This is a genomic window from Streptomyces sp. NPDC013455 (genome assembly GCF_040632975.1).
Taxonomy (GTDB): domain Bacteria; phylum Actinomycetota; class Actinomycetes; order Streptomycetales; family Streptomycetaceae; genus Streptomyces.
On the sequence record NZ_JBEYCX010000053.1, the window covers coordinates 1 to 5,090 of the forward strand.

Annotated in this window: 1 protein-coding gene; it reads left to right on the forward strand. The window is 75.6% G+C overall.

Features of this window, described 5'->3' with window-relative positions; translation table 11 throughout:
- A partial coding sequence (locus ABZ576_RS34170) for a beta-ketoacyl synthase N-terminal-like domain-containing protein (RefSeq protein ID WP_360749949.1) occupies positions 1-5,090 on the forward strand: 5,090 nt, incomplete at both ends.

Below are 5,090 nucleotides of genomic sequence, written 5' to 3' on the forward strand. Positions count from 1 at the left end.
CTGCTGGACGCCGTCCCGGCCGAGCACCCGCTCACCGGTGTCGTGCACACGGCCGGTGTGCTGGACGACGGCGTCATCGGCGCCCTCACCCCCGAACGCCTGGCGGGCGTCTTCGGCCCGAAGGCCGCCGCGGCCGCGCACCTGGACGAGCTGACCCGCACCCTGGACCTGACGGTGTTCGCCGTCTACTCCTCCGGAGCCGGTCTGTTCGGCTCGGCCGGCCAGGGCAACTACGCGGCCGCCAACGCCTACCTCGACGGCCTGATGGCCCGCCGCCGCGCGGCCGGCCTGCCGGCGGTCTCCCTCGCCTGGGGCCTGTGGGAGCAGAGCACCGGCCTGACCGCCCACCTCAGCGAGACCGACCAGGCCCGCATGAGCCGGGGCGGCGTCCGCGCCCTCACCCCGGCGGAGGGCCTGGCCCTCTTCGACACCGCACTCGGCGCCGGCCAGGCCCTCGTCGTCCCGATCAAGCTCGACCTGCGGGCCGCCCGCGCCGACGCGGCCGCCGGCGGCACCGTGCAGCCCCTGATGCGCGGCCTGATCCGGGTCACCCGGCAGGCCGCCCGGACGACCGCGGCGGACCGCAGCGGCGGCGGCCTGGCCGACCGGCTCGCCGGACTCGACCCGGCCGAGCAGGAAGCGCTGCTCCTCGACGTCGTCCGCGGCCAGGTCGCCACCGTCCTCGGCCACGCCGGGGCCGACCAGGTCAAGGCGGAGAAGGCGTTCAAGGACGCCGGGTTCGACTCCCTCACCTCCGTCGAACTGCGCAACCGCATCCGCGAGGCCACCGGCCTCGGCCTGCCGACGACCGTCGTCTTCGACTACCCGACCCCGCTCGCCCTCGCCCGTCACCTGCACAGCCACTTCGGGCACGTCACCGCCGCCCCGGCCGCCCCGGAACCGGCCGTCGCCACCGCCGACCCCGGCGAGCCGATCGCGATCGTGGGCATGGCCTGCCGGCTCCCCGGCGGGGTCACCAGCCCCGAAGGGCTTTGGGAGCTGGTGGCGGAGGGCAGGGACGCGCTGTCCGGGTTCCCGTCCGACCGGGGCTGGGACCTGGAGGGCCTGTTCGACGCCGACCCCGGACGCGTCGGAACCTCCTACGTCGACCAGGGCGGGTTCCTGCACGACGCGGGCCTGTTCGACGCGGGCTTCTTCGGCATCTCCCCGCGTGAGGCCCTCGCGATGGACCCGCAGCAGCGGCTGCTGCTGGAGACGTCCTGGGAGGCACTGGAACGGGCGGGCATCGACCCCCTCTCCCTCAAGGGCACCGACGTCGGCGTGTTCTCCGGCGTGATGACCCAGGGCTACGGCTTCGGCGGCGAACTCCCCGCGGAACTCGCCGGGTTCACGGCGACCGGGTCCGCGGGCAGCGTGGCCTCCGGCCGGGTGTCGTACGTCTTCGGCCTCGAAGGCCCCGCGGTGACCGTCGACACCGCCTGCTCCTCCTCCCTGGTCGCCATCCACCTCGCCGCGCAGGCCCTGCGCAACGGAGAGTGCTCGATGGCCCTGGCCGGCGGCGCCACCATCCTCGCCAACGCGTACACCTTCGTGGAGTTCTCCCGCCAGCAGGCCCTCTCACCCGACGGCCGCTGCAAGGCGTTCTCCTCGTCCGCCGACGGCACCGGCTGGGCCGAGGGCGCGGGCGTGGTCGTCCTGGAGCGCCTGTCCGAGGCCCGGCGCAAGGGCCACCGCGTCCTCGCCGTCGTGCGCGGCAGCGCGGTGAACCAGGACGGCGCCTCCAACGGCCTGACCGCCCCCAACGGCCCGTCGCAGCAGCGCGTGATCCGCAAGGCGCTGGCGAGCGCCGGTCTCTCGGCGTCCGACGTGGACGCGGTGGAGGCGCACGGCACCGGTACGGTCCTCGGCGACCCGATCGAGGCCCACGCCCTGCTCGCCACCTACGGCCAGGACCGCGAAGAGCCGCTGTGGATCGGCTCGGTGAAGTCCAACCTCGGCCACGCCCAGGCCGCGGCCGGCGTCGCCGGCGTCATCAAGACCGTCGAGGCGCTGCGGCACGCGGTGCTGCCGCCCACCCTCCACGTCGACCAGCCGTCGACCGAGGTGGACTGGACGGCGGGCGCAGTCGAACTGCTCACCGAGGCCCGGCCCTGGCCGGAGACCGGCCGCCCGCGCCGCGCCGGCGTCTCCGCCTTCGGCGTCAGCGGCACCAACGCGCACGTGATCCTGGAACAGGCTCCCGAGGAGCCGGCCGTGGTGCCGCCGGCCCCCGGCGACGGTGCGCGGCCGGCCCCGGCCGACGGAGTGCTGCCGGTCGTGGTCTCGGCCCGGAGCACCGCCGCGCTCGCCGGACAGGCCGCACGGCTGGCCGAGTTCGCCGGGCGGACCGACGTCCCGCCGGCGGCCGTGGCCGGAGCGCTCGTCACCCGGCGGGCGGTGCTGCCCGAACGGGCCGTGGTCGTCGCCGGCTCGCGCGACGAGGCCGTGGCCGGACTGCGGGCGCTGGCCGCCGGCGAGGCGTCGCCGAACGTCGCCGTCGGCACGGAGAGCACCGGCCGCACGGTGTTCGTCTTCCCCGGCCAGGGCGCGCAGCGCCTGGGCTTGGGACGCGAACTGTACGACCGGTACCCCGTCTTCGCCGAGGCGCTGGACGAGGCGTGCGCCGCACTGGACGCGCGGCTGGCCGGCTGGGCGGACCACGCCGTCAAGGACGTGATCTTCGGCGAGGTCGGCAACGCGGGCGGCGGTCTGCTGGACCAGACGGTCTTCACCCAGGCCGGTCTGTTCGCGGTGGAGTCGGCCCTGTTCCGGCTCGTGGAATCCTGGGGCGTACGGCCGGACGTGGTCGCCGGACACTCCATCGGCGAGGTCGTCGCCGCGCATGTCGCGGGCGTGCTGTCGCTGACCGACGCGGCGGCACTGGTCGCCGCGCGCGGCCGGCTCATGCAGGCCCTGGCACCGGGCGGGGCGATGGTCGCGGTCGCCGCCGGGGAGACGGAGATCGAGCGCTACCTCGGCGCGGGCGTCGACCTCGCGGCGGTCAACGCGCCCGGCTCGGTGGTCCTCTCGGGCGACGAGGGAGCCGTCACCGCCGTGGCGGAGAAGCTGCGCGAGCAGGGCCGCCGGACCAAGCGGCTCACCGTCTCGCACGCCTTCCACTCGGTGCTCATGGAGCCGATGCTGGCCGACTTCGCCGCGGCCCTGTCCGACCTGACCTGGAACGAGCCGGCCATCCCCGTCGTGTCCAACGTGACGGGCCGGCTCGCCGAGCCGGGACAGCTCACCGACCCCGCCTACTGGGTGGACCACGTCCGCCGCCCGGTCCGTTTCGCGGACGGCATCAGCGCCTCCGGTGGCTCGGTGTTCCTCGAACTCGGCCCCGGCGGCGCCCTGACCGGTCCGATCACGGAGTCGGCCGACGCGGACGCGGTGGCCGTTCCGGCCCTGCGCGACGACCGCGACGAGGCGCGGACGCTCCTGCTGTCCGTCGCGGAACTGTTCGTCCGCGGGACGCACGTGAACTGGGCGGCCGTCCTCCCCGAGGGCGCCACCGAGGCCCACGTCGACCTGCCCACCTACGCCTTCGACCACCAGCACTACTGGCTCCGGACCGCCCCCGCCACCGACGCGGCCGCCCTCGGCCAGAGCACGGCGGACCACCCGCTGCTCGGAGCCGTCGTGGAGGTGCCCGAGACCGGCGGAATCCTGTGCACCTCCCGGCTCTCCCTGCGCACCCACCCCTGGCTGGCCGACCACGCCGTCGGGGGAGTGGTCCTGGTGCCCGGCACCGGCCTGGTCGAGCTGGCCGTCCGCGCCGGTGACGAGGCGGGCTGCGGAGTCGTGGACGAACTCGTCATCGAAGCCCCCCTGGTCGTCCCCGAGCAGGGCGGCGTCCGGGTCCAGGTCGCCGTCGGCGCACCGGACGAGGACGGCGCACGGACCGTGACGGTCTACTCGGCCCGCGAGAACACCGCCGGCGAGATCGGCACCGCCGCCTGGACCCGGCACGCCACCGGCACCCTGACCGGTTCCGCCGGGGACACACCCGCCTTCGACACCACGGTCTGGCCGCCGGCCGGCGCCGAACCGGTCGACCTCGACACCACCTCCTTCTACGCCGACCTCGCGAGCCACGGCTACGCCTACGGCCCCGCGTTCCAGGGCCTGCGAGCGGTGTGGCGGCGGGGCGAGGAGATCTTCGCCGAGGTCGCCCTGCCGGACGCACAGCGGGACGAGGCCGCCCGGTTCGGACTGCACCCGGCACTGCTGGACGCGGCCCTGCACACCGACGCCTTCGCCCAGCCCGCCGACGGCCACAACGTCCTGCCGTTCTCCTGGAACGGACTGGTCCTGCACGCCGCCGGTGCCGCCTCCCTCAGGGTGCGGATCGCACCGCGCGGAACCGACGTCCTGTCCCTCGTCGCGGCCGACGAGAACGGCGGACTCGTCCTGAGCGTCGACTCGGTCACCTTCCGCCCCGTGGACGTCGGGCAGCTCGACGCCGCAGCGACGGCCGGCGAAGGCCGCGACGCACTGTTCGCCGTCGACTGGACCGAACTCCCCCTACCCGCCCCGACCGCGGAAACGGCGCCCGCGTGGACGCGAGTCGCCACCGCCGGCGAGGTGACGGCGCTGCGCGGCGAAGTGCCCGAAGTCGCGGTCCTGGAGCTGGACGGCTCCACGGACGGCGACGAGGAGGCGCTCGCCCGGACCGCCGCCGCCCTGGAGGTCGTCCAGGCATGGCTCGCCGAGGAGGAACTGGAGGACGCGCGGCTGCTGGTGGTGACCCGGGGCGCGGTGCCCGCGGGCGGCGCGGCCACGCTGACGGACGCGGCCGGTGCGGCCGTCTGGGGCCTGGTCCGCGCCGCACAGGCCGAGAACCCCGGCCGGATCGTCCTGCTCGACCTGGACCCGGCCGCCGACGAACCCGTCGACGACCTGCTCGCGGCGGTCCTGGCCGCGGGTGAGCCGCAGGTGGCGGTGCGTGGTCCGGTGCTGTCGGTGCCGCGTCTGGTGCGAGCGGCCGAAGGCGAGCCGGCGGCCGGGTTCCGGGCCGGGGGCACGGTGCTGGTCACCGGTGGTACCGGCTCGCTGGGCAGGCTGGTGGCGCGGCACCTGGTGGAGCGGCA